Origin of the sequence: Sphaerotilus hippei, assembly GCF_003201595.1 — a bacterium.
Classification (GTDB): domain Bacteria; phylum Pseudomonadota; class Gammaproteobacteria; order Burkholderiales; family Burkholderiaceae_C; genus Sphaerotilus; species Sphaerotilus hippei.
The window spans coordinates 88199-111944 of sequence record NZ_QJJS01000005.1 but is presented as its reverse complement, the minus strand read 5'-3'; the positions used below and the strand labels follow the sequence as shown (position 1 = coordinate 111944).

Sequence of the window (23746 nt, the reverse complement as noted above, 5' to 3'; positions counted from 1 at the left end):
GGCCCTCCATGCACCCTTTTTCCTGTGGCCACTGCGGCACGACGGTGTTCTTCGAGAACATCCGCTGCGACACCTGTGGCGCCACGCTCGGCTTCGTGCCGGACGAAGGCCGGATGGCCGCCTTCCCGCCGGACGCTCCCGGCCGCATCGACGGGCCGGACATCCGCACCGATGACGGCGGCCGGCCCCTGCGGGCCTGCCTCAACCGCAGCCTGCACGAGGCCTGCAACTGGATGGTGGCGGCCGACGATCCCCAGCCGCGGTGCCGCAGCTGCCGCCTGACCGAGATGATCCCCGACCTGTCGCTGCACCTGAACGCCTGGCGGGCCTTCGAGCAGGCCAAGCGCCGCCTGGTGTTCACGCTGATCGGCATCGGCCTGGCACCCGAGCCCAAGGCCGGTCCGGACGACCCGCGGGGCCTGTCCTTCCGGCTGCTGGCCTCGCTGCCCGGCGAGCCGCCGGTGCTGACCGGCCACGACAACGGGGTGATCACGCTGAACCTGGCCGAGACCGACGACGTGCTGCGCGAGACGGCACGGGTGTCGATGCACGAATCCGTGCGCACGGTGCTCGGCCACCTGCGCCACGAGGTTTCGCACTACCTGCAGCAGCGCCACATCGACGGCACTCCCGCGATCGACGACTGCCGGGCCGTCTTCGGCGACGAACGGGCCGACTACGCCGCGGCACTGGCCACCCACTACGCCCGCGGACCGGCCGACGACTGGCCGCAGCATTTCGTCAGCGCCTACGCCGGCGCCCACCCCTGGGAGGACTGGGCCGAGACCTGCGCCCACTACCTGCTGATGCTCGATGCGGTCCAGACCGCCTCGGCCTGGGGGCTGAGCCTGGACGGACCGGCCGATGCGCAGCCCGGCGGTGACCGCACGGACACCACGACCCCGGCGCGCCACCTGGCGCTGAACCAGTGGCTGCCGATCGCGCAGTTCCTCAACGCGATGAACCGCAGCCTGGGCGAGCGTGACAGCTATCCCTTCCTGATGCCCGACGCGGTGCTGGCCAAGCTGGACTGCGTGCAGCAGCTGCTCGCCCGGGCCGCGGCGACCCTGAAGGCGCCGGCCGCGACCGCCTGAGCGACCTCAGGTCGTCAGCAGGCCCTTGGTCTCGATGAAGCGGATCACCTCGTCGAGCCCCTGCTTCGTCTTCAGGTTGGTCATGACGAAGGGGCGATTCGGGCGCATGCGCTTCGTGTCGGCCTCCATCACCGCCAGATCGGCGCCCACATGCGGCGCCAGGTCGACCTTGTTGATCACGAACAGGTCGCTCTTGGTGATGCCCGGTCCGCCCTTGCGCGGGATCTTCTCGCCGGCGGCCACGTCGATGACGTAGATCGTCAGGTCGGACAGCTCGGGGCTGAAGGTGGCCGCCAGGTTGTCACCGCCCGACTCGATGAAGACGATGTCGGCATCGGGAAACTTCTCGAGCATGCGGTCGACCGCCTCGAGGTTGATCGACGCGTCCTCGCGGATCGCCGTGTGCGGGCAGCCGCCGGTCTCCACGCCCATGATGCGTTCGGGCTCCAGCGCGCCGGCCACCGTCAGCAGGCGCTGGTCTTCCTTGGTGTAGATGTCGTTGGTGACGACCACCAGGTCCCACTTCTCGCGCATGCTCTTGCAGAGCATCTCGACCAGCGTCGTCTTGCCCGAGCCGACCGGCCCGCCCACGCCCACGCGCAGGGGCGGCAGTTTCCGGGTGCGACCGGGGATGGAATGCAGAGCGCTCATGGATCGGATCTCGGTTGGGGTGAGGGGGAAACGGCAGCAAGCCGGTCCGGACCCGATCAGCAACTGGCATGCCGGGCAGGTCCGATCCGTGCGCATCGTAGCGGGCCGGAAGATTTCTTCAAGAAAGGCTTGCAAACCTCGAATTCCATCAGCATAATAGCGGGCTGTTGGCGCTTTAGCTCAGTCGGTTAGAGCGATGGAATCATAATCCACAGGTCCGCGGTTCGAGTCCGTGAAGCGCCACCAAAAATTCAGAAAAGCCTTCCAGGTCCATGGCCGGGAAGGCTTTTTTCATGGTCCGGACGATGCCGTCGACTCGGGCCACAATCACGCCTTGCCCCATTCCGCAGCCCCTGGATCCACACCATGACCCGCTGTGTCGTTCGTCCCGCCTCGAGGCCTCGCCGCGCGCTGCTGCTGGCCGGCCTGTGCAGCGCCCTGATGCCCGTGCGGGCCCAGGAGCTCGTCAGCCGATCGTTCCCCGCCCACGCGCTGCGCGGGGTGATCACCTTCTCCTCGCCACCCGACGTCGTGCTGAACGGCGTGGCCGCCCGGCTCGCGCCGGGGGCCCGCATCCGCGATGCCCGCAACCTGCTGGTGCTGACCGGCGCGCTCGACGGCCAGACGGCGGTCGTGCACTACACGATCGACCTGCTCGGCCAGCTGCGCGACCTCTGGATGCTGCGCAGCGACGAGATCGCCCGCTTCTGGCCCGGCTCCGCGGCCGAGGCGGCGCTCTACCAGTTCGACCCCGTCGCCCAGACCTGGACCCGGCTGTCGTCCTGACACCGGTCCGCCCCTCCTCCTCTCCACTGCTCCGGTCCCGGGCGTGCCGACGCCACGGGCCACCCCCTGCCAGGACGCCGCCATGAGCACCGACACGACCACCCCCGCCACGATCACCGAAGCCCCCGCGGGCAAGAAGGTCTACATCCGCACCTTCGGCTGCCAGATGAACGACTACGACTCGGACAAGATGTCCGACGTGATGCGTGCCGCTGAGGGCTACACGCCCACCGACGACCCGGAGCAGGCCGACCTGATCCTGTTCAACACCTGCTCGGTGCGCGAGAAGGCGCAGGAGAAGGTGTTCTCCGACCTCGGCCGCGTCAAGCACCTCAAGGCCCGCGGCGTGATGATCGGCGTGGGCGGCTGCGTGGCCAGCCAGGAAGGGGCGGCGATCATCGAGCGCGCGCCCTACGTCGACGTGGTCTTCGGCCCGCAGACGCTGCACCGGCTGCCGCAGCTGCTCGAGAAGCGCCAGAGCCTGGGCCGCCCGCAGGTCGACATCAGCTTCCCCGAGATCGAGAAGTTCGACCACCTGCCGCCGGCCCGCGTGGAAGGGGCCTCGGCCTTCGTCTCCATCATGGAAGGCTGCAGCAAGTACTGCTCCTACTGCGTCGTGCCCTACACGCGCGGCGAGGAGTTCAGCCGGCCCTTCGAGGAGGTGCTGACCGAGGTCGCCGGCCTGGCCGACCAGGGCGTCAAGGAAGTGACGCTGCTGGGCCAGAACGTCAACGCCTACCGCGGCCGGATGGGCGGCACGACCGAGATCGCCGACTTCGCGATGCTGATCGAGTACGTGGCCGAGATCCCCGGCATCGAGCGCATCCGCTACACCACCAGCCATCCCAACGAGTTCACGCAGCGCCTGATCGACATCTACGCCCGCGTGCCGCAGCTGGTCAACCACCTGCACCTGCCGGTGCAGCACGGCTCGGACCGCATCCTCTCGGCGATGAAGCGGGGTTACACCTCGCTCGAGTACAAGAGCATCATCCGCAAGATCCGCGCGGTGCGCCCGGACATCAGCCTGTCGACCGACTTCATCGTCGGCTTTCCCGGCGAGACCGAGGACGACCACGCCCGCACGATGAAGCTGATCGAGGACATCGGCTTCGATGCCAGCTTCAGCTTCATCTTCAGCGCCCGCCCCGGCACGCCGGCCGCCGCGCTGCACGACGACACGCCGCAGGACGTGAAGCTCGCGCGCCTGCAGCAGCTGCAGGCCGCCATCGAGGACAACCTGCGCCGCATCAGCGAATCGCGCGTGGGCACCGTGCAGCGCATCCTGGTCGAGGGCCCCAGCCGCAAGGACAGCAGCGAGCTGATGGGCCGCACCGAGTGCAACCGCATCGTCAACTTCCCCGGCGGGCCGACCCCGGCGCGCCTGATCGGGCAGATGATCGACGTGACCATCGTCAGCGCGCTGCCCCATTCGCTGCGCGGCGAGGTGGTGGTGCGCTGACGACTGACGTCATCCCCGATGGCATCGGGCCGGCCGCCCACTAGAGTGGTGGCATGAGCCCGACCATCGCTGCCCTGCCCGCTGGCCTGACCGTGCTGGAACGCGGCTGGCTGTCCGCCAACAATGTCCTGCTGGCCGGGCGCCCCGGCGAGGGGGCCACGCTGATCGACACCGGCCACTGCAGCCACGCCGACCAGACGCTGGCGCTGGTGCAGCAGGCGCTGGGCGGCCAGCGCCTGGGCCGCATCTTCAACACCCACCTGCACTCGGACCACTGCGGCGGCAACGCCCGGCTGCAGCGCCAGCATGGCTGCACCGTCTGGACACCCCCCGGGCAGGCCGATGCGGTGGTGCGCTGGGACGAGACGGCGCTGAGCTACCGCCCGACCGGCCAGCAGTGCGAGCCGTTCACGCTGCAGGGGGTGCTGATCCCCGGCGGCGAGCTCGAGATCGGCACGATGGGCTGGGAGGTGCTGTCCGCCCCCGGCCACGACCCGGACTCGGTGATGCTGTTCCAGCGTGAGCACGGGCTGCTGATCTCGGCGGACGCGCTGTGGGAGCATGGCTTCGGCGTCGTGTTTCCGGAACTGGAAGGCGAATCGGCCTTCCGTGACGTGCGGGCGGTGCTGGAGCTGATCGCCACGCTGCCGGTGCGTCAGGTCATTCCCGGCCACGGGCGGGTGTTCAGCGACGTGGCCGGCGCGCTGGCCCGGGCGCACGAGCGGCTGGCGGTGTTCGAGCGGCAACCGGCCCGCCACGCCCGGCATGCCGCGAAGGTGCTGATCAAGTTCCACCTGATGGAGCGGCGGCGTGAACCGGCCGCCGACCTGCTGCGCTGGATGCTCGACACCCCGCTGCTGGCGAGCTGCCACCAGCGGGCCGACAGCCCGCTGCCGCTGGCCGGCTGGACCGGCGCACTGGCCGAGGAGCTGTGCACGGCCGGCCACCTGCGCCGCGAAGGCAGCTGGGTGGTGGATGCCTAGCGGCGCCGGCCCGGCCCGAAGCCCGACCACCAGAGCAGCAGCGCCACGGTCAGCACGATCAGGCCGTAGGTGGACATGCGACCGTCGCGTCCGGTGAACACCAGGCCGAGCAGCAGCACCAGCGCCGCCCCGGCGGCGGCATGTCCGGCCAGCCGGTGCCAGGGCTGGTCACGCAGCTCGCGCCACCAGAACAGCTTGGCCAGCCCCGCGGCCAGCGCGGCCACGCCCGCCGCAGGCAGGAGCAGGTTGGTGAGGTGGAACAGGACGTCCAGCAGGCCCATGGATGCACGAGGAGTGAGGGTCGGGGACCCGCCGCAGCTTGACGGACATCAATCACGCGGCAAGTCCCGGAACGGTCCGGAGACTCCGGACAGCCGGCAATCTTACAATCACGCCATGAGCGTCATCGCCCTGAGCCTGAACCACCACACCGCGCCGGTCGACCTGCGTGGCCGTTTTGCGTTCTCGCTCGAGCAGCTCTCGCCGGCGCTGCGCACCTTGCGCGAGGGCCTGCACCGCCTGACGCCCGAGGCCGCGCTGCTGTCGACCTGCAACCGCACCGAGCTCTACATCGCCGCCGACCCGGCGCGCAGCGGCCAGCTGGTGCGCCCGGCGGTCGAGTGGCTGGCGACCTACGGCGGCGTGAATCCCGACGACCTGCTGCGCCACACCCATGTGCTGCAGCGCCAGGAGGCCGCGCGCCACGCCTTCCGCGTGGCCAGCGGGCTCGATTCGATGGTGCTGGGCGAGCCGCAGATCCTGGGCCAGATGAAACAGGCGGTGCGCGAGGCCGATTCGGCCGGCACGCTGGGCACGACGCTGCACCAGCTGTTCCAGCGCTCGTTCTCGGTGGCCAAGGAGGTGCGCACCTCCACCGAGATCGGCTCGCACTCGATCAGCATGGCCGCCGCCGCGGTGCGGCTGGCGGCCCAGCTGTTCGAGGACCTGGGCAAGATCCGGGTGCTGTTCGTCGGGGCCGGCGAGATGATCGAGCTGGCCGCCACGCACTTCGCGGCCAAGGCGCCGCGCCACATCGCCATCGCCAACCGCACGATCGAGCGGGGCGAGAAGCTCGCGGCCCACTTCGGCGCCGAGACCATCCGCCTGGCCGACCTGCCCTCGCGCCTGCACGAGTTCGACGCGGTGGTGTCCTGCACCGCCAGCAGCCTGCCGCTGATCGGCCTGGGCGCGGTCGAGCGGGCGCTGAAGGCGCGCAAGCGCCGGCCGATGTTCATGGTCGACCTGGCCGTGCCACGCGACATCGAGCCCGAGGTCGGCCAGCTCGACGACGTCTACCTCTACACCGTCGACGACCTGTCGGCCCTGGTGCAGACCGCCGGCGAGAAGCGCCTGGCGGCGGTCGCGCAGGCCGAGGCCATCATCGAGTCGGGGGTGCAGAACTTCGTGCACTGGCTCGACCAGCGCGCCACCGTGCCGCTGATCCAGGCGCTCAACGGCCAGGCCGACACCTGGCGCAGCACCGAGCTGGCCCGGGCGCGCAAGCTGCTGGCCAGGGGCGTCGACGTCGACGAGGTGCTCGAGGCCCTGGCCCGCGGCCTGACGCAGAAGATGATGCACGGCGCGATGGCCGAGCTGCACAACGCCGATCCGCAGCAGCGCCGCCAGATGGCCGACGCGGTCGGGCGGCTGTTCCTGCGCGGCGAAGCCCGCGCGCCGGCCGCCGTGGCGGCGGCCAACGAATCACGCCTCGATCGACCGGCCGACACCCGGCCGGAGCGCAGCGGCTCCTAGCGACGACCTCGCTTGCCCCGGGAGCCAGCGCGCCCCCCGCGCCGCGCCCCGACCCGGCGGGCCTGCAGGCCCGCCAGCCGCCCCGAACGATCCGAGCCGCCCTCGCGGCACCTGCCAACGAGGCCTCCGCATGAGCCCCTTCTTCCGCCAGCAACTCGAACGCCAGGGCGTACGCCTGGCCGAGCTGGATGCCGCCCTCGCCGACCCGAAGGTGATGAGCCACCTGGCCACGCTGCGCACGCTGCAGCGCGACCACGCCCGGCTGAGCGCCGTGGCCCAGCGCTGGCAGCGTTTCCTGCAGCGTGAACAGGACCTGGCCGAGGCGCAGGCCCTGCTGGCCGATCCGGACATGGCCGAGATGGCGCGCGAGGAGATCGGCGCGGCCCAGGCCGAACTGGCGCAGATCGACGCCGAGTTGCAGACCGCCCTGCTGCCGCGTGACCCGGACGACGACCGCAACGCCTTCCTCGAGATCCGCGCCGGCACCGGCGGGGACGAATCGGCGCTGTTCGCCAGCGACCTGGCGCGCATGTACCTGCGCCATGCCGAGCGCCAGGGCTGGAAGACCGAGATCATGTCGGCCAGCGATTCCGACCTGGGCGGCTACAAGGAAGTGGTGATCCGCATCGAGGGCGAGGCCGTCTACGAGGCACTCAAGTTCGAGTCCGGCGGCCACCGCGTGCAGCGCGTGCCGGCCACCGAGACGCAGGGCCGCATCCACACCAGCGCCTGCACCGTGGCGGTGCTGCCCGAGCCCGACGAGGCCGAGGAGGTGACGCTGAATCCGGCCGAGCTGCGCATCGACACCTACCGCGCCAGCGGCGCGGGCGGCCAGCACATCAACAAGACCGATTCGGCCGTGCGCGTCACCCACCTGCCCACCGGCCTGGTCGCCGAGTGCCAGGACGACCGCAGCCAGCACCGCAACAAGGCCAAGGCGCTGGCGGTGCTGGCCGCACGGCTGCGCGACAAGGACCGGCTGGAGCGCCAGGCCAAGGACGCCGCCGCGCGCAAGAGCCTGATCGGCTCGGGCGACCGCAGCGACCGCATCCGCACCTACAACTTCCCGCAGGGTCGCCTGACCGACCACCGCATCAACCTGACGCTCTACAAGCTGGGCGCGGTGATGGAGGGAGAGCTCGACGACGTGCTGGGCGCGCTGCGCTCGGCGCGCGCCGCCGAGCAGCTGGCCGAACTGGAGGCCCAGGGATGAGCGCGCCGTGCACCGTCGCCGACGCGATGCGGCAAGGGCGCGCCCGGGGGCTGGACCGGGCGGACCTCGACGCGCTGCTCGGCCACCTGCTGCAGCGCGACCGGACCTGGCTGATCTGCCACGACGACACGGCGCTGGACCCGGCGCAGCAGGCCCGCTGGGCCGAGCTGCTGGCGCGCCGCGCCGACGGCGTGCCGGTGGCCTACCTGACCGGCTGGCATGAATTCCACGGCCTGCGGCTCGAGGTCACGCACGACGTGCTCGACCCCCGGCCCGACACCGAGACGCTGGTCGACTGGGGCCTGGAGCGGCTGGCCGCCGCCGGCCCGGGCCGGCCACGGGCGCTCGACCTCGGCACCGGCAGCGGCGCGGTCGCGCTGGCCCTGCGCCACGGGGCGCCGACCGCCGAGGTGAGCGCGATCGACCTCAGCGCCGCGGCGCTGGCCGTGGCCCGGCGCAACGGCGAACGGCTGGGCCTGCCGGTGCGCTGGCTGCAGGGTTCGTGGCTGGCCCCGGTCGCCGGCGAGCGCTTCGAGCTGATCGTCAGCAACCCGCCCTACATCGCCGAAGGGGATCCGCACCTGGGCGCGCTGCGCCACGAGCCCGGTCTGGCGCTGACCTCGGGGCCGGATGGCCTGGACGCGATCCGCCACCTGGTGCAGGCCGCCGCCGCCCACCTGACGCCGGACGGCTGGCTGCTGTTCGAACATGGCTGGGACCAGGCCGATGCGGTCGCCGCGCTGCTCGAGACCCGGGGCTACCGGGACATCGGGCACCGCCACGATCTGGCCGGCCACCGCCGCTGCACCGGCGCACGCCGCAGCATGGCAGTCGAGCTTGGCCCTTCGGGCCGCCCCGATGCCCACTTTGCCGTATAACTCCGCCCATCCACTCAGACCGGCCACCCAGGCCCTGCTCACCATGACCACGACCCAGGAACGCATCGACCAGATCGTCAAGACCCACCCGGTGGTGCTCTTCATGAAGGGCTCCGCCCAGTTCCCGATGTGCGGCTTCTCCGGCCGCGCGATCCAGATCCTCAAGGCCTGCGGCGTCTCCGAGATCAGCACCGTCAACGTGCTCGAGGACCCCGAGATCCGCGAAGGCATCAAGGTCTACTCGAACTGGCCCACCATCCCGCAGCTCTACGTCAACGGCGAGTTCATCGGCGGCTCGGACATCATGACCGAGATGTACCAGTCGGGCGAACTGCAGCCGCTGCTGCCCCAGCAGGGCTGATCGCTTGGACACCACGGGGACGGCCGGCCGCACGCGGCCGAGGCTGATCGTCGGCATCACCGGCGCCTCGGGTGCGGCCTACGGCGTGCGGCTGCTGGAACGCTGCCGCACGCTGGAGGTGGAGACCCACCTGGTCGTCACCTCGGCCGGCGTGCAGAACGTGCACCACGAGACCGGCCTGGACCGGCGTGCGCTCGAGGCGCTCGCCGCCCACGCCCACGCCCCGGGCGAGATCGGCGCCTGCATCGCCAGCGGCAGTTTCGACACCGCCGCGATGATCGTCGCCCCCTGCACGATGAAGACCCTCGCCGCCGTGGCCCACGGCATGGGCGACAACCTGCTGACCCGCGCGGCCGACGTCACGCTCAAGGAGCGGCGCCGGCTGGTGCTGATGGTGCGCGAGACGCCCTTCAACCTCGCCCACCTGCGCAACATGACGGCGGTGACCGAGATGGGCGGCATCATCTTCCCGCCGCTGCCGGCCTTCTACCACCGGCCACAGAGCATCGCCGAGCTGGTGGACGAGACGGTGGAGCGGGCGCTGGCGCTGTGCGGCATCGACCGGGCGTCGCCCCGGGAGTGGCGCGGGCTCTGAGCCCGCACGCACCGGCCCGCGGCCTTCAGGGGCCCGAGCGGGCGGTCGTGGTGGCCGCGGGTCCGGCCGGATCCTGGTGCAGCCAGCGCCGGCGGGCGGCCAGCACCATGTCCGGGTAGGCCGCCTTGCCGCGGCTGCCGTTGTAGCGGCCGAGCGCCATGAACAGGTCGCCCTTCTCGCGGTCGAGGTAATGCCGCAGGATCACGCAGCCGAAGCGCAGATTGGTCTGCAGGTGGAACAGGCGACTCGGGTCGCCGTCACCGATCAGGCGCGCCCAGAAGGGCATGACCTGCATGTAGCCACGCGCACCGACGCTGGAGATGGCGTACTTGCGGAACCCGCTCTCCACCTCGACCAGGCCCAGCACCAGCGCGGGCTCGAGCCCGGCACGCCGGCTCTCGTACCAGACCGTCTCGAGGAATTCGCGCCGCACGTCGAAATCGGCCTTGCGGCGGGTCAGGCGCGGACTCATGGCACCGAGCCAGCGCAGATAACCCAGCCGCTCCTCGATGCGGTCGAACTCGATGCGCGGGGGCGCCCCGTCGGCCACCGACGCGGCCAGCGCGGTGCGCACCGAGTCGGCCAGCGGCTCCTCGGCCTGGCGGCCGGCACGGGCCGGGGCCGCACCGGCCAGCAGGCCCAGCCCGGCGCCGAAGCCGGGCCACAGCGCCAGGCTGGCACGCAAGCAGCGGCGCCGCCCCTTCATCATCAGCCCCTCAGGCGGCCCTTCAGCTCGGCCGCGATGCCGCAGGCCGCCATCGAGGTCGCGGCCTCGTCACGGCGCCCCTGGTACTCGACCTTGCCTTCCTTCAGGCCGCGGTCGGAGATCACCACGCGGTGCGGCACGCCGATCAGCTCCCAATCGGCGAACATCGCGCCCGGGCGCTCGCCGCGGTCGTCGAGCATCACGTCGATGCCGGCCGCCTGCAGCTCGTCGTGCAGCGCGTCGGCCGCCGCCTTGACGTCGGCCGAACGGTCGTAGCCGATCGGGCAGATGACGACGGTGAACGGCGCCAGCGCATCGGGCCAGACGATGCCGCGGGCGTCGTGGTTCTGCTCGATCGCCGCGCCGACGATGCGGGTCACGCCGATGCCGTAGCAGCCCATCTCCATGAAGGCGGGCTTGCCGTTCTCGTCGAGGAAGGTGGCGTTCATCACCTTCGAGTACTTCGTGCCCAGGTAGAAGATGTGGCCGACCTCGATGCCACGCTGGATCGCCAGCACCCCCTGGCCGTCGGGCGACGGGTCGCCCTCGACGACGTTGCGGATGTCGGCGACCAGGTCGGGCTCGGGCAGGTCACGGCCCCAGTTGACGCCGGTGTAGTGGAAGTCCTCCAGGTTGGCGCCGCAGACCCAGTCGCTCATGTTCACGACGGTGCGGTCGGCCACCACCTTGACCGGCTTCTTCAGCCCGATCGGGCCGAGGTAGCCCGGCTTGCTGCCGAAGTGGTCCTCGATCTCGGCCAGGGTCGCGAAGCGGAAGCCCGCCTTCAGGCCCTCGATCTTGCCGACCTTGATCTCGTTCATCGAGTGGTCGCCCCGCAGCAGCAGCAGCCAGACGGTGGACTTGACGATGTCGCCGGCCTCGTCGAGCTCGTCGGTGGCCAGCACCAGCGACTTGATCGTGCGCGACAGCGGCAGGCCCAGCAGCTGAGCCACGTCGGCGCAGGTGGCCTTGCCCGGCGTGGGCGTGTTGACCAGGGCCTGGGCCGCGGGGGCGCGCTCGGCCAGCAGGCTCACCGCCTCGGCCAGCTCGATGTTGGCCGCGTAGTCGCTGGTCGGGCAGTAGACGATCGCGTCCTCGCCGGTCTCGGCGATGACCTGGAACTCGTGCGACAGGTCGCCGCCGATGGCACCGGTGTCGGCCGCGACCGCGCGGTACTCGAGGCCGAAACGGTCGAAGATGCGCTTGTAGGCCGCGAACATCGCCTCGTAGGTCTTCGCCGCGCCCGCGGCGTCCCGGTCGAAGGAGTACGCGTCCTTCATCGTGAACTCGCGCCCGCGCATGATGCCGAAGCGCGGCCGGCGCTCGTCGCGGAACTTGGTCTGGATGTGATAGAAATTCTTCGGCAGCTGCTTGTAGCTGCGCAGCTCCTGGCGGGCGATGTCGGTCACCACCTCCTCGCTGGTCGGCTGGATGATGAAGTCACGGTCGTGCCGGTCCTTCACGCGCATCAGCTCCGGGCCCATCTTGTCGAAGCGGCCGGTCTCCTGCCACAGCTCGGCGGGCTGCACCACGGGCATCAGCAGCTCGACGCCACCGGCGCGGTTCATCTCCTCGCGCACGATGGCCTCGACCTTGCGGATCACCCGCAGGCCCATGGGCATGTAGTTGTAGATGCCGGCCCCCAGCCGCTTGATGAAGCCGGCTCGCATCATGAGCTTGTGGCTCACCACCTCGGCGTCCGAAGGCGCCTCTTTCAGCGTGGAAATGAAAAACTGTGATGCTTTCATGGGGGTCTGGTGGGGTGTGCCTCGAAATCAGGGCCGCGATCCGGGAGATCCGCGGGGTTGCAGCCGACAGGGTCGGTGCAATAATGATTTCAACTTGAAAATTGGGGTCTGATTATGCTTGACCGTGAAGGCTTCCGGCCCAACGTCGGCATCATCCTGCTCAACCAGAAGAACCAGGTGTTCTGGGGCAAACGCATCCGCACCCACTCCTGGCAATTCCCGCAAGGCGGCATCAAATATGGTGAGTCGCCCGAGCAGGCGATGCTTCGCGAGCTCCACGAAGAAGTGGGCTTGTTTCCCGAACACGTGCGCATCATTGCCCGCACACGCGACTGGCTGCGCTACGAAGTGCCGGACCACTACATCCGCCGGGATGCGCGTGGGCACTACCGCGGCCAGAAGCAGATCTGGTTCCTGCTGCAGCTGACCGGGCGGGATACCGACATGAACCTGCGGGCCTCGGACCATCCGGAGTTCGACGCCTGGCGCTGGCACGACTACTGGGTGCCGCTGGACGTGGTCATCGAGTTCAAGCGGGGCGTCTACGAGATGGCGCTGACCGAGCTCGCCCGCTTCCTGCCGCGTGCGCACCACCACAACCGCTACCTGCGGGGCGGCAGCCGGGCCCGGCGCGATGACGACGGGGTCGCCTTCTCCGTCGCGGCGGACCGTGGGGCGGCGGCCGACAGCGGCTATCCGGACGTCGACCCGGCCGGCCGGCGCGCCGAGCTGCCCGAAGGCACGGACCCGGCCCGCCACAACTGAGCCGACCTCCGCACCGACCGGCGCTGCCCCCTCAGGGGGCAGCGCCTTTTTCATGGGCGCTGGCGGCGTCCCAGCAGGCTCAGCCCGAGGCCCACGCCCACCAGCGCGACGATCAGGCGCGGGGTCACCGTCTCGCCCAGCAGCAGCCCGGCCAGCACGGTCCCGAACACCGGGCTGAGGAAGACGAAGGCCTGGACCTGGGTGGCCGGATAACGGGTCAGCAACCAGAACCACAGCAGATAGCTGGCAAAGCTCACCACCACCCCCTGGTACAGGATCGATCCGATGGCCAGCCCGCTCCACTGGGCCGGCCAGGCCTCGCCCGACAGCAGCGCCGCCAGCGGCGCGAGCACCGCCGACACCCCGAGCTGGTAGGCCAGGATGCTTTCCGCGGGCGCCTGCTTCAGCGCCGACAGCCGGATCACGACCGTGGTCAGGCCCCACAGGGCGGCGGCCCCCAGGATCAGCGCGTCACCCATCCACCAGCGGCTGCCGGCCTCGTGGGCCGCCCCGAAACCCTCGCCGAAGGCCCAGGCGATGGCCACGAACGCCAGCACCAGGCCAGACACCTGGACCGGTCGCAGGCGCTCGGCCGGCAGCATCAGCGCCAGCAGCAGCGCGACGATGAACGGCGAGGTGTTGATGAACACCACCGAGCGCGCGGCCGTGGTGTGCTGCAGGCCGACGAAGACCATCGCGAACTCGAGCGTGAACAGCGCGCCGGCGAGCAGGCCGGGCCACCAGCAACCGGATGCGCGCTCCTGGCGCAGCGACCAGCGCTGACCGCGCAGGCGCATCCAGCCCAGCACCAGCGTGGCGGCGATCACGCTGCGCAGCGCCAGCTGGACCAGCGAAGGCACCTCCGGCAGCACCACCTTGATCGAGACCTGGTTCAGGCCCCAGAGCGCGCAGCACAGCAGCAGCCACAGCACGGCCGGGGTATCCAGATGGGCAGCACGGGACGCAGACAGGGAACACCTCCGGCACGCCGGTCGGCCGGCGACCGGGTCAAAACGATGGATGAATAAAGTGTGAAGCAAGCCGGTAGGCCGGATTCTGTGCACCGGGGAATCCCGAAGGATGCCCGGCGTGACCGCCATTCCTCTGGGCCGCCTGTCACCAGAACGGCTCGATGCCACCTACCCGCACACTCCCCGGGCCAGGTCAATGTGTGCCTATTTGGTGTTGCTGCGCGTAGAGATTGCCCGTTTCACCCGAACTGAATCGGCTCGTCTCTGTTGCTCTGATCCTCGCCTCACGGCGGAGAGGTGTTACCTCCTACGCTGCCCTGTGCAGTCCGGACCTTCCTCCAGTGCGGCCTTTCGACCCGGGGGCTTGCGCCCCGTCCTTGCGGAATTGCACCAGCGGCGGTCTGGCTTGCTTCACCCGCGCATTGTCACACGGACGGCGCGGGCCTCAGGACCGCGGCCTCACTCGAAGCACTTGCCCGCGGCGTCGTGATAGATCGCGATCAGCTCGTTGCCACCGCCGCCCCAGTGGTTGCCCCCGGTGAAGACCAGGCAGCCGTCGCCCTTGTAGAGGGTCTGCATGCGCTGCACGTCGTTGCCGTAGTAGAACGGGATCCAGCGCTTGCCGGTCTCGTAGCGCGACATGTTGGCCGGCGCGCCGATCAGGTTCGTGACCTCGCTGAACTCCATGCCGATCTGGACCTTGGCGAACTTGCCGCCGGCCGAGGCCTGACCGAACACCTCGCCGTCGAAGCGGCCGTCACGCGACTTGACCAGCCGCGCCGGGCCGTAGGGGCTGGCGCTCGAGGCGGCGGCCGGCTCGGCGCTCGCGCCCTTGCCGGCGAGCTTGTCGGAGACGGTGCCGCAGGCGGACAGGGCGATCGCGGCAACCGCGACCAGGGCAGACACAGGGATGCTCATCGTGATTCCTCCCATCGGATCGATGGACAGGCGCGCCCCATGGCGCGCGGGACGCCATCATAGGCAGCCGGCGAGGCCGCACGCGGCCCGGCCCCGGCCCGCATGCGCCGCCCTGCACGGCGACAAGACCGCGCAGGGTGCAGGGTGTCGGGGATCACCGGCCGACTTGATGTACATCATCATTGCTGCACCGCGTCATGGCATGGTCATGCCCACACGGAATGCTGATGGCGCTCCTCCAATCGTTCCAGGGAAAACCGCTCATGTCCTCTTCTTCACTCCCCCTGTCCGGCCGCCGGGGGCTGATCCTCGGCGTGGCCAACGAGCACAGCATCGCCTGGGGCTGCGCCCGGGTGGCGCATGCGCAGGGGGCCTCGCTGGTGCTGTCCTGCCTCAACGACAAGGCCCGCCCCTTCGTCGAGCCGCTGGCGCAGTCGATCGACGCGCCGCTGCTCAACTGCAACGTCGAGTCCGAGGGTGAGCTCGCCGCGCTGGTGCAGCAGGCCGTCGAGCGGCTCGGCGGCCTGGACTTCGTCGTGCACTCGATCGCCTGGGCACCGCTGGCCGAACTGCACGGCCGGGTCATCGACAGCACCGCCGCCGGCTTCGCCCGCGCCATGACGGTGTCCTGCCACTCGCTGGCCGAGCTGGCACGGCTGTGCGAGCCGCACCTGGCCGGCCAGGGCACGCTGGTGACGATGACCTACCTGGGCGCCGACGAGGCGGTCCCGAACTACGGGCTGATGGGTCCGGTCAAGGCCGCGCTGGAGTCGATGGTGCGTTACCTCGCGCTCGAGATGGGGCCGCAGGGCGTGCGGGTCCATGCGGTCTCGCCCGGGCCGATGCCCACGCGCGCGGCCTCCGGCATCCAGGACTTCGACGCGCTGATGGCGCGGGCCTGCGAGCAGTCGCCGCTGCGCCGGCTGGTGACGCTCGACGAGGTCGGCGCGCTGGTCGCATTCCTCGCCGGCCCCGGTGGCGCCGGCATGAGCGGCCAGACGCTCTACGTCGACGGCGGCTTCCACGCCGTGCGCTGACGAGCCCCCTCCCCACCCTGCCCCTTTTCCTGCCTGCCACCGAGACCACGATGAGCACCCAAGATTCGATGATCAGCAACCTCACCTGGGACGAGCTGCCCGTGGGGTCCAGCGCCACGATGGTGCGCACCATCACCCAGGCCGACATCCAGGCCTTCGCGATCGTCTCCGGCGACGTCAACCCGGCCCATGTCGACATCGAGTACGCCAACGCCAGCCGCTTCCACGGCACCATCGCACACGGCATGTGGGCCGGCGCGCTGATCTCCAGCCTGCTGGGCACCCGCTTCCCGGGGCCGGGCACGATCTACGAAGGTCAGGTGCTGCATTTCCACCTGCCGGTGCGCGCGGGCGACACGCTGACCGTGAAGGTCCGGGTCAGCGACCGCAACGAGACCCGGCACCAGCTGACGCTGGACTGCGAGGTGCACAACCAGACCGGCGCGCTGGTGGTCAGCGGCGAGGCCCTGGTGCGGGCGCCGCGCGAGAAGATCGTGCGCCCGCGCACCACGATGCCGGAGCTGCACCTGTTCGACCCCGCCGCCCGCCTGGCCGCCTGGATCGACCAGTGGGGCGGCGAGATGCGCACGCTGCTGGCCGGCGCGCCGCCGGTGATCTGCGGGGTCGTGCACCCCTGCGACGCGACCTCGCTGGCCGGCGCGCTGGCCGCCGGGCGCCTGGGGCTGATCACGCCGTGGCTGATCGGCCCGCAGGCGCGCATCCGCTCGCTGGCCGACAGCCTCGGGCTGGACCTGGCCGGCGTGCACATCGAGTCGGTCGAGCACAGCCACGCCGCCGCCCAGCGCGCGGTGGAGCTGGCCGCCGCCGGCCAGGTCGAGGTGCTGATGAAGGGCAGCCTGCACACCGACGAGCTGATGCACGCGGTGATCGCCACGCCCGCGCTGCGCACCAAGCAGCGCATGTCGCACGTCTTCCGCTTCGACATCCCGGCCTACCCGAAGCCGGTGCTGATCACCGACGCGGCGATCAACATCACCCCGTCGCTGGCCGACAAGGCCGACATCGTGCGCAACGCGGTCGCGCTGGCGCACACGCTGGGCATCGCCGCACCCAAGGTCGCGCTGCTGGCCGCGGTCGAGACCGTGACGCCGACGATGAACTCGACGCTCGACGCCGCCGCGCTCTGCAAGATGGCCGATCGGGGCCAGATCGCCGGAGCGGTGCTGGACGGGCCGCTCGCCTTCGACAACGCGATCTCGGCCGAGGCCGCCCGCATCAAGGGCATCCAGTCGCCGGTGGCCGGTGACGTGGACATCCTCGTCGTGCCCGACCTGGAGGCCGGCAACATGCTGGCCAAGCAGCTCGAGTACCTGGCCGGCGCCGCCGGCTGCGGCATCGTGCTGGGCGCGCGGGTGCCGATCGCGCTGACCAGCAGGGCCGACAGCGAGGCCTCGCGCCTGGCCTCGGCCGCGCTGGCCGCCCGGCTGGCCCTGGCCTGGCGCACGGAGCGGCCATGAGCGACCGTGCCGTCCTGGTGGTCAATGCGGGCTCGTCGTCGCTGAAGTTCGCGCTCTACCCGCATGAGGCGCCGGTCGGCCCGGGAGGCGAGGCCGATCACGCCGCGGCCAGCGCCGCCCTGGCCGCGGGCCAGCTCGAGGGCCTGCAGCCGGGGGGCCAGCTGCGCCTGTGCCCGGCCGACGGGCCGGTCCGGGTGCTCGACAGCCCGGCCGACGAGCACGACCGCTACGCGCTGGCGCTCGACGCGATGCTGCAGCACGTGCAGCACGCCGCGCCCGGCGTGGCGGTGGCCGCCGTGGCGCACCGCATCGTGCATGGCGGCCCGAACTTCCGGGCCCCGGTGGTGCTGACGGACGCGGTGCTGGCCGAGCTGGCGACGCTGGAGCCGCTGGCCCCGCTGCACCAGCCGCACAACCTGGCGGGGGTGCGGGCCCTGCGCCGGCGGGAGCCGGCGCTGCTGCAGGTCGGCTGCTTCGACACCGCCTTCCACGCCGGCATGCCCGAGGTCGAGCACCGGTTCGCGCTGCCCGAGTCGCTGCACGAGCAGGGCGTGCGCCGCTACGGCTTCCACGGCCTGTCCTACGACTTCGTGATGCACTCGCTGCTGCACACCAGCCCGATCCGCAGCCAGGGCCGGGTGCTGATGGCCCACCTGGGCAACGGCGCCAGCCTGTGCGCCGCCCGCGGCGGACGCAGCATCGCCACGTCGATGGGCTTCTCGGCGCTGGACGGCCTGGTCATGGGCACCCGCTGCGGCACGCTGGACGCCGGCGTGCTGCTGCACCTGTGGCGCCAGGGCTGGAGCCTGGCCGAGGTCGAGCGGCTGCTCTACCGCGACAGCGGCCTGCTCGGGGTGTCCGGCCGATCGGCCGACATGCGCGAGCTGCACCGGCTGGCCGACGCCGGCGACGTGGCGGCACGGCGGGCGATCGAGGTCTTCGTCTACCGGCTGCGGCGCGAGGCCGGCGGCCTGACGACGGTGCTGGGCGGGCTGGACCTGCTGGCCTGCACCGGCGGCATCGGCGAGCACGATGCGCGGATCCGGGCCGAGCTGGCCCATGGCCTGGTCCACCTCGGCGTGCAGCTCGACGAGGCGGCCAACCAGGCCGCCCGCGGCGACCGCATCGAGCCCATCCACGGCCCGGGCAGCGCGGTCGAGGTGTGGGTCGTGCCCACCGACGAAGGCCGGGTCGCCGCCCAGGCCGCCTGGGCGCTGCTCGACGCCCGCGACGGCGCGGCCCGCACGGCATGACCGCGATCGGCCCGCCAGCCATTCTTTCCTGGAGTGTCCATGTTCCATCACGCCATGCAGTACCAGCATCCCCACTCGGCCCGGCCGGCGATCCCGCCGGAAGCACGTGCCCGGGACGGGGCGGCCGCCGCGCGGGCCTTCGACCAGGCGCTGCTGGCCGGCATCGCCCGGCTGAGCTCGGGGCTGTCGCCCGTGTCGCTGGGTCTGGCGATGCAGGACTGGGCCCAGCACCTGATGTTCCAGCCGGCCCAGGCGCTGCGGCTGGCCGCCCAGGCCCAGGCCGGGGCGATGGACTGGTTCGGCGCCAGCCTGGACGGCCTGGGCACCGATGACGGACACGCGCCCGCCACGGGGGCGCCTTCCGCCGCACCGGCCGCGCCGGCCGCGGACCCGCGTTTTGCCGCCCCCGCCTGGCAGCAGTGGCCGTGGCCCGGCGTGGTGCAGGCCTATCTGCAGGCCGGCCGCTGGTGGCAGGACGCCACGAGGATCGACGGCATGACGCCGCACCACAGCGAGATGGTGCGGGTCTTCGCCCAGCAGTGGCTGGACATGCTCAGCCCGAGCAACCTGCCGATCAACCCGGAAGTCACCAGCACCACCGTGCAGCAGCTGGGCGCCAACCTGATGGCCGGCGCGCGCAACGCGCTGGACGACTGGCGCGAGGACCATGGCCTGGCGGCGCTGCAGCCGCAGGACCACGCCTGGCAGCCCGGCACGGACGTCGCGATCACGCCCGGCACGGTGGTGATGCGCAACCGCCTGGCCGAGCTGATCCAGTACCAGCCCCGGACGGCCGAGGTGCACGCCGAGCCGATCCTGCTCGTGCCGTCGTGGATCATGAAGTACTACATCCTCGACCTCAGCCCGCACAACTCGCTGGTGCGCTGGCTGGTCGAGCAGGGCCACACCGTCTTCATCCTGAGCTGGCACAACCCGACCGAGGCCGATGCCGGCACCGCGCTCAACGACTACCTGCAGCTGGGCGTGTTCGACGCGCTCAAGACCATCGCCCGGCTGATCCCCGGCCGGCCGGTGCACGCCGGCGGCTACTGCCTGGGCGGCACGCTGCTGTCGATGGCCGCCGCCGCCCTGGCCCGGGCGCAGCGGGTCCGCGACGCCGACCGGCTGGCGCCGCTGGCCAGCGTCTCGCTGCTGGCCGCCGAGACCGACTTCAGCGAGCCCGGCGAGATGGGCGTGCTGATCGACGAGGCGCAGGTGCGCATGATCGAGGCGCTGATGGCCCAGCGCGGTTTCCTGACCGGCCGCCAGATGGCCGGCTCCTTCCAGTTCCTGCATTCGCGCGAGCTGTTCTGGTCGACCCGCATGCGCGAGTACCTGCTCGGCGAGCGGGTCCAGCCCAACGACCTGATGGCCTGGAACGCCGACGTGACCCGCATGCCCGCGCGCATGCACAGCGAGTACCTGCGCCAGTGCTACCTCGCCAACGCGCTGGCCGAGGGCCGCTACGAGGTCGAGGACCAGCCGGTGTCGCTGTCGGACATGCGCTGGCCGATGTTCTGCGTCGGCACCGAGAAGGACCACGTGTCGCCGTGGAAGTCGGTCTACAAGATCCACCGGCTGACCGAGACGGCGCTGACCTTCGTGCTGACCAGCGGCGGCCACAACGCCGGCATCGTCAGCGAGCCCGGCCACCCGGGCCGGCACTACCGCCTGCTCACCACCGGCGCGGACGCCCCGTGGGTGGCGGCCGAGCGCTGGGTGCAGGACGCCCCGCTCACCGCAGGTTCATGGTGGGAAGCCTGGCACGCCTGGCTGCTGCAGCAGGGCAGCGGCGTGCGGGTCGAGGCCGCCTCGCGGCAGCCCGGCGAGGGCCTGGGGGCCGCCCCGGGCGCCTACGTGCACGAGCGTCACTTCGACTGAATGCCGGGCGGCGTCGTCGGCGCCTGCAGGAACACGCGCTCGATGTCCAGCGTCGGGCGCACCCCGACCTGCGGCCGGTCCTCGACCAGCCAGCGGGCCGCGGCGGCCCGGCCCAGCTCGAACAGCGTGGTCAGCAGGCGCGGATCGGTGTTGAGCTTGCTCGAGGCGTCGAAGGGCGCCAGCCCCGCCTCGTCGGCGATGCGGTGCATGCGCAGCGCCTTGTAGCGGGTCGGGTCCAGCCGCTCCTGCTCGACCAGCCGGCGCACGAAGGCGATCGCGCGCAGCTCGCTGACCAGGCTGGCGTTGAAGGTGATCTCGTTGAGGCGGTCGTCGATCTCGGTGACCGTGCGTGGCGTGCCGGCCCGGAACTGCGGGTTGATCTGGACCAGCACGACGTCCAGCGCCGGCGTGCCGTAGATCAGCGGCCACAGCGCCGGGTTGCCGGCAAAACCGCCGTCCCAGTAGGGCTCGCCATCGATCTGCACCGCCTGGCTGGACTGCGGCAGGCAGGCCGACGCCAGCAGCGCGTCGATCGACACGTCCTCGCGGGTGAACACCCGGGCGTGGCCGGTCTGCACCGCCGTGGCCGTGATGAACACCGACAGCGGGCCCTGGCGCAGCGCGTCGATCTCGACGTGGCGCTCGAGCAGCGGGCGCAGCAGGTTCTGCCCGCCCGGATTGGTCTGGTAAGGGCTGAACATCCGCCCCCAGGCCTCCAGCCACTGGTAGGCCGGCCAGCGCCCGGGGTTGAACACCCAGGGCTGCAGCGCCTCGGGCACCGCCGGCAGCGGGCCGGCCGGCAGCCCGCCGAAACACGCGCCGCTGCGGCCGATGTCCTCCCACAGCCGGCGCAGCGCCTGGCGCGCACCGGTCGCGCCGCCCCGGGCGTACCCGGTGGCCAGCACGGCCGCGTTCAGCGCCCCGGCGCTGGTGCCGGAGACCCCGTCGAGCGCCAGCGTGTCGTCCTCGAGCAGCGCGTCGAGCACGCCCCAGGTGTAGGCCCCGTGCGAGCCGCCGCCCTGCAGCGCCAGGTCGATGGGCGGGCGGACGGGCGCGGCGGCGGGGGCCGGGGGGCGGGTCGGGTCGGCAGGCGAGTCGGAAAGCGGGTCGGAAAGCGACGGGGCAGGCGGGGTGGCAGGAGCGGTCGAGCGTCGGGTGGGCATGGCCGGTGGGTCGGGTGGACGTGTCCGGACCATACCCCAGCGTGGCAGGGCTCAGGTCCCGATCACGCCCCCGTCGCGTCGGCGGATCACCACGGTCGCCGAACGCGGCCGCCCGCCGGCGCGGTGGTGCGGCCAGTTGGAGATCTTCGTCGGGGCGGCCGGATCGCTGCGCTCGCTCGGGCTCTCGCCCGGGTGCTGGATGTCGACGAACATCGTGCGGCCATCGGGCGTGGCCGTCGCCCCGGTGATCTCGCACCCGGCCGGGCCGACCAGGAAACGCCGCACCTCGCCGGTGGACGGGTCCGCCGCCAGCATCATGTTGTTGCCCAGGCGTGCCAGGTCCCCCTTGCCCATCGCCGAGGTGGACATGTCGGTCTGGATCCACACCACGCCGCGTGCGTCGGTCCACAGGCCGTCCGGGCAGGCGAAGGCGTCGCCGTGGACGGCTCCCTTGGCCTCGGCCCGCTCGTTGGCCGGGTCCCCGGCCAGCACGAAGTGCTTCCACTGGAAGGCCGCCTGCTCGAAACCACCCGCCTCCTTCCAGCGGATGATGTGGCCCATGGTGTTGTTGCGGCGCGGGTTGGCGGCATCCACGCCCGGCTGCTGGTCGCCGCCGCGGTTGCTGTTGTTGGTCAGCGTGCAGTAGACCCAGCCGTTGCGGTCGACGGTGATCCACTCGGGCCGGTCCATCTTCGTGGCGCCCAGCAGGTCGCTGGCCTGGCGGGTCTTGACCACCACCTCGCCCTGGTCGGCGAAGCCGTTGGCCGCGGTCAGCGGGCCCTGGCCGTGCACCAGCGCCAGCCAGTCGCCGCTGCCGTCGGCGTTGAACCTGGCCACGTACAGGGTGCCGTGGTCCAGCAGCGTGGCGTTGGCGCGCGCGCCGCCCGGCTGGATGCGGTCGCGGCTGACGAACTTGTAGATGTACTCGAAGCGCGAGTCCTCGCCCATGTAGACCACGGCCCGGCCGTCGGCCGTCACCGCCACCGTCGCGCCTTCGTGCGCCGCGCGGCCCATGGCCGTGCGCTTGACCGGCGTGGAGCTCGGGTTGAACGGATCGATCTCGACCACCCAGCCATGGCGGTTGATCTCGTTGGGATGCCGGACCGCGTCGAAGCGCTCGTCGAACTCGTGCCAGCGGTACATCGTGGCATCGACCTTCTTCAGGCCCCAGCGCTTCTCGTGCGCCGACGGCTTCTCGGGGCCGTTGAAATAGTTGATGAAGTTCTCTTCGCAGGTCAGGTAGGTGCCCCAGGGCGTGATGCCGCTGGCGCAGTTGTTGAACGTGCCCAGCACCTGGGTGCCCTTGGGGTCGGCCGCGGTGCGCAGCAGCGCGTGGCCGGCGGCCGGGCCCTGCACCGTCATCGGCGTGGTCGCGGTGATGCGCCGTGCCCAGGGCGACGGCAGCACCTGCTGCCAGCGCCCGTCCTTGCGCTCGACCTCGATGACCGAGACGCCGTGCGCCGCCTGCGACTTCCTGACCTTCTCGGCCGTCCAGGTCTTCATGCCGTCGGGGTGCAGCAGCCCGTCGTCCACGTACTCGTGGTTCATCACCAGCAGGCCGCTGTCCGGGCCCTGCGCGTAGAAGTGGATGCCGTCGTGGTGCATGCCCAGCTGCGCCGCCTGCTCGGCCGCGGTGTTGCTCGCGTCCCACTTGAAGGCGGGCATGTCGCCCGACAGGCCGACCGGCTCGCCCCAGGCGGCGATGACCTCGGCCACGTAGCCCTCGGGCACGCTCACCGCATCGGCGGTGGACACCGGCACGCTGCCGAAGCCCAGCAGCGACGAGCCGCCGCCGACCGTCGCGCAGCCGGCCAGGCCCGCCACGCCCAGCGGCGCGAACAGCCCGCCCAGCAGGGTGCCCAGGCCGCCGCGCAGCAGCACCCGGCGCGCCGGGTCCGACAGGTCGTGGATGCTGGGGTTGGAAGAGCGGTTGCTGTCTTCCATCTTCGAAAAGTCCTTGGCCATCGGGCGCACTCCTGCGGGGTCGGATCAGCGGAACACGGTCCGCAACCGCCGCATGGTCAGCAGCGGCGATGACAGAACCGTGAAAA

Annotated in this window: 22 protein-coding genes, 1 tRNA gene and 1 other RNA gene; 15 read left to right on the top strand and 9 right to left on the bottom strand. The window is 71.3% G+C overall.

The window, feature by feature from the left end:
* Positions 1-8: 8 nt before the first annotated feature.
* Positions 9-1094, top strand: a complete 1086-nt coding sequence (locus C7444_RS07165) for a zinc-binding metallopeptidase family protein (protein WP_110400160.1) — start codon at positions 9-11, stop codon at positions 1092-1094.
* 6 nt (positions 1095-1100) lie between these two features.
* On the opposite strand, the gene ureG is transcribed toward C7444_RS07165, so the two are convergent.
* Entirely contained in the window at positions 1101-1745 is a 645-nt protein-coding gene (gene ureG / locus C7444_RS07160; RefSeq protein WP_110400159.1) for an urease accessory protein UreG, read from the bottom strand.
* A 169-nt stretch (positions 1746-1914) separates the two neighbouring features.
* Between ureG and C7444_RS07155 the strand changes: the two genes are divergently transcribed.
* The 4 genes from C7444_RS07155 (at position 1915) to C7444_RS07140 (ending at position 4976) form a co-directional block, all read left to right on the top strand.
* A tRNA-Met gene (locus tag C7444_RS07155) sits at positions 1915-1991 on the top strand.
* 120 nt (positions 1992-2111) lie between these two features.
* On the top strand, positions 2112-2531 hold the full coding sequence (locus C7444_RS07150) for a hypothetical protein (protein WP_245909438.1): 420 nt from the start codon (positions 2112-2114) through the stop codon (positions 2529-2531).
* A gap of 82 nt (positions 2532-2613) precedes the next feature.
* Positions 2614-3993 (top strand): tRNA (N6-isopentenyl adenosine(37)-C2)-methylthiotransferase MiaB, encoded by a 1380-nt coding sequence (gene miaB, locus C7444_RS07145; RefSeq protein WP_110400158.1) that lies wholly within the window; start codon positions 2614-2616, stop codon positions 3991-3993.
* Between the two features lie 53 nt (positions 3994-4046).
* On the top strand, positions 4047-4976 hold the full coding sequence (locus C7444_RS07140) for an MBL fold metallo-hydrolase (protein WP_110400157.1): 930 nt from the start codon (positions 4047-4049) through the stop codon (positions 4974-4976).
* Here C7444_RS07140 and C7444_RS07135 read toward each other — a convergent pair.
* Positions 4973-5257 (bottom strand): hypothetical protein, encoded by a 285-nt coding sequence (locus C7444_RS07135; protein ID WP_110400156.1) that lies wholly within the window; start codon positions 5255-5257, stop codon positions 4973-4975. The genes C7444_RS07140 and C7444_RS07135 overlap by 4 nt on opposite strands.
* A 115-nt stretch (positions 5258-5372) precedes the next feature.
* On the opposite strand from C7444_RS07135, the gene hemA reads away from it, so the two are divergent.
* The 5 genes from hemA (at position 5373) to C7444_RS07110 (ending at position 9775) form a co-directional block, all read left to right on the top strand.
* Positions 5373-6728: a glutamyl-tRNA reductase gene (gene hemA / locus C7444_RS07130; RefSeq protein ID WP_110400155.1), complete on the top strand. Its 1356-nt coding sequence runs from the start codon at positions 5373-5375 to the stop codon at positions 6726-6728.
* 130 nt (positions 6729-6858) lie between these two features.
* Positions 6859-7941, top strand: a complete 1083-nt coding sequence (gene prfA, locus C7444_RS07125; RefSeq protein ID WP_110400154.1) for a peptide chain release factor 1 — start codon at positions 6859-6861, stop codon at positions 7939-7941.
* On the top strand, positions 7938-8819 hold the full coding sequence (gene prmC, locus C7444_RS07120; protein WP_110400153.1) for a peptide chain release factor N(5)-glutamine methyltransferase: 882 nt from the start codon (positions 7938-7940) through the stop codon (positions 8817-8819). The genes prfA and prmC overlap by 4 nt, the downstream gene beginning before the upstream one ends.
* Positions 8820-8862: 43 nt before the next feature.
* The gene (gene grxD, locus C7444_RS07115) at positions 8863-9180 is read left to right on the top strand and encodes a Grx4 family monothiol glutaredoxin (protein ID WP_110400152.1); all 318 of its coding nucleotides are present in this window, start codon (positions 8863-8865) and stop codon (positions 9178-9180) included.
* Positions 9181-9184: 4 nt separating this feature from the next.
* Positions 9185-9775 carry a UbiX family flavin prenyltransferase gene (locus C7444_RS07110; protein WP_110400151.1) on the top strand — a complete coding sequence of 197 codons (591 nt, stop codon included), beginning with the start codon at positions 9185-9187 and terminating at the stop codon, positions 9773-9775.
* 25 nt (positions 9776-9800) lie between these two features.
* On the opposite strand, the gene C7444_RS07105 is transcribed toward C7444_RS07110, so the two are convergent.
* Positions 9801-10481 (bottom strand): lytic transglycosylase domain-containing protein, encoded by a 681-nt coding sequence (locus tag C7444_RS07105; RefSeq protein WP_375136914.1) that lies wholly within the window; start codon positions 10479-10481, stop codon positions 9801-9803.
* 2 nt (positions 10482-10483) lie between these two features.
* Entirely contained in the window at positions 10484-12229 is a 1746-nt protein-coding gene (locus C7444_RS07100) for a proline--tRNA ligase (protein ID WP_110400149.1), read from the bottom strand.
* A 114-nt stretch (positions 12230-12343) separates the two neighbouring features.
* On the opposite strand from C7444_RS07100, the gene C7444_RS07095 reads away from it, so the two are divergent.
* On the top strand, positions 12344-12994 hold the full coding sequence (locus C7444_RS07095) for an RNA pyrophosphohydrolase (protein WP_110400148.1): 651 nt from the start codon (positions 12344-12346) through the stop codon (positions 12992-12994).
* 50 nt (positions 12995-13044) lie between these two features.
* On the opposite strand, the gene C7444_RS07090 is transcribed toward C7444_RS07095, so the two are convergent.
* From C7444_RS07090 to C7444_RS07080, 3 genes are all read right to left on the bottom strand, one after another.
* The gene (locus tag C7444_RS07090) at positions 13045-13926 is read right to left on the bottom strand and encodes a DMT family transporter (RefSeq protein WP_245909437.1); all 882 of its coding nucleotides are present in this window, start codon (positions 13924-13926) and stop codon (positions 13045-13047) included.
* Positions 13927-14023: 97 nt separating this feature from the next.
* Positions 14024-14378: RNase P RNA component class A (rnpB, locus tag C7444_RS07085), an RNA gene on the bottom strand.
* A gap of 46 nt (positions 14379-14424) precedes the next feature.
* Positions 14425-14883: a hypothetical protein gene (locus tag C7444_RS07080; RefSeq protein ID WP_110400146.1), complete on the bottom strand. Its 459-nt coding sequence runs from the start codon at positions 14881-14883 to the stop codon at positions 14425-14427.
* 263 nt (positions 14884-15146) lie between these two features.
* Between C7444_RS07080 and fabI the strand changes: the two genes are divergently transcribed.
* The 4 genes from fabI to C7444_RS07060 are packed head-to-tail and all read left to right on the top strand — an operon-like array spanning position 15147 to position 20532.
* A complete protein-coding gene (gene fabI / locus C7444_RS07075; RefSeq protein ID WP_110400145.1) occupies positions 15147-15920 on the top strand; it encodes an enoyl-ACP reductase FabI in 774 nt (257 codons plus the stop codon).
* A gap of 50 nt (positions 15921-15970) precedes the next feature.
* Positions 15971-17398: a bifunctional enoyl-CoA hydratase/phosphate acetyltransferase gene (locus C7444_RS07070; protein ID WP_110400144.1), complete on the top strand. Its 1428-nt coding sequence runs from the start codon at positions 15971-15973 to the stop codon at positions 17396-17398.
* Positions 17395-18651, top strand: coding sequence for an acetate/propionate family kinase (locus tag C7444_RS07065; protein WP_110400143.1), 1257 nt, complete (start codon positions 17395-17397; stop codon positions 18649-18651). The genes C7444_RS07070 and C7444_RS07065 overlap by 4 nt, the downstream gene beginning before the upstream one ends.
* Before the next feature lie 39 nt (positions 18652-18690).
* Positions 18691-20532, top strand: a complete 1842-nt coding sequence (locus C7444_RS07060; RefSeq protein WP_245909436.1) for an alpha/beta fold hydrolase — start codon at positions 18691-18693, stop codon at positions 20530-20532.
* Here C7444_RS07060 and C7444_RS07055 read toward each other — a convergent pair.
* Both C7444_RS07055 and C7444_RS07050 read right to left on the bottom strand, forming a co-directional pair.
* On the bottom strand, positions 20520-21695 hold the full coding sequence (locus tag C7444_RS07055) for a patatin-like phospholipase family protein (RefSeq protein ID WP_110400142.1): 1176 nt from the start codon (positions 21693-21695) through the stop codon (positions 20520-20522). The two genes, C7444_RS07060 and C7444_RS07055, sit on opposite strands and share 13 nt — an antisense overlap.
* Before the next feature lie 51 nt (positions 21696-21746).
* Positions 21747-23660 (bottom strand): PhoX family protein, encoded by a 1914-nt coding sequence (locus tag C7444_RS07050; protein WP_110400141.1) that lies wholly within the window; start codon positions 23658-23660, stop codon positions 21747-21749.
* Positions 23661-23746 lie beyond the last annotated feature (86 nt).